This window comes from Oleiphilus sp. HI0117, from assembly GCF_001635235.1.
The window spans coordinates 1-1,026 of the sequence record NZ_LWGA01000192.1; the positions used below are offsets into that span (position 1 = coordinate 1).

Sequence of the window (1,026 nt, forward strand, 5' to 3'; positions counted from 1 at the left end):
ATTACTCAAAAAATGAGAGTGAAGAACTTCGTCGTTTAAGGCGAGAGAATAAACAGCTTCAAGAAGAAATGGATTTCCTAAAAAAGGCTGCGGCGTACTTCGCCAGAAACCAAGAGTGAAGTACGCCATTATCAAAGAGTATGAAGAGCAGCATTCCAAGGCTTTAATGTGCCGGGTTATGCGTGTCTCACGCACTGGTTACGCTAATTGGTGCAAGGGTTCTATCTGTGACCGCGATAAACGTCGACAACTAATGACAGCTAAAGTGTTGGATACCTATGAAGACTTTGAAGCTGGCTGCAGATTCTGGCCCATTCCGATCACTCATTCTGGTTTTAACCGATCATCATTTCTGGAACTTTTCGACCATTGATTCTGGTTTTATTCGATCACTTTTTCTGGATTTCCAGAATCAGTGATCAGATACCAGAATTGATGATCAGATACGCCGGAATACGCAAGCTGGCTATGGATCGAGAAGAATAGCGAAAGAGTTAAACGATCTTGGTTACCCTTGTTCAGAGAATTACATTGCTAACATTATGAAGTCTCAAGGCATTAGGGCGCGTAACGGTAAGGGTTTTAAATACAGCCGCCATAGCCTTACGATGGTAAACGTGTCTGAAAATATTCTATGGCGTGACTTTAACGCTAAACATCCAAATGAAAAGTGGACGACAGATATCACTTATATCTGGGTTAAGGATAAATGGCTTTATCTGGCTACTGTGATGGATTTATATTCACGTTGCATTGTTGGTTGGGCGCTTGATGAAACGATGACTGAGGCGCTCGTGACAAAAGCGCTAAGTGTTGCTCTCGCAAGAAGAAAACCTAAACCTGGCCTTATATTACACTCTGATCGCGGTGTTCAGTATCGCGCACAAGGTTATGTCGACTTTGTCGCGAATAGTCAGCTTAAGCAGAGTATGAGTCGTAAAGGAAACTGTTGGGATAATGCACCGATGGAATCTTTCTTTAGTCGACTAAAAGTTGAATTGATTTATGCAAAGAATTACCAGTCGA

Annotated in this window: 2 protein-coding genes; both read left to right on the forward strand. The window is 42.1% G+C overall.

Annotation, left to right across the window (positions count from 1 at the left end; all coding sequences use genetic code 11):
• Positions 1–115 precede the first annotated feature (115 nt).
• Entirely contained in the window at positions 116–373 is a 258-nt protein-coding gene (locus A3757_RS02465; RefSeq protein WP_068553031.1) for a hypothetical protein, read from the forward strand.
• Positions 374–482: 109 nt separating this feature from the next.
• Positions 483–1,026, forward strand: a 544-nt coding sequence (locus A3757_RS02470; RefSeq protein ID WP_231878194.1) for an IS3 family transposase, incomplete at its 3' end; no start/stop codon positions are given.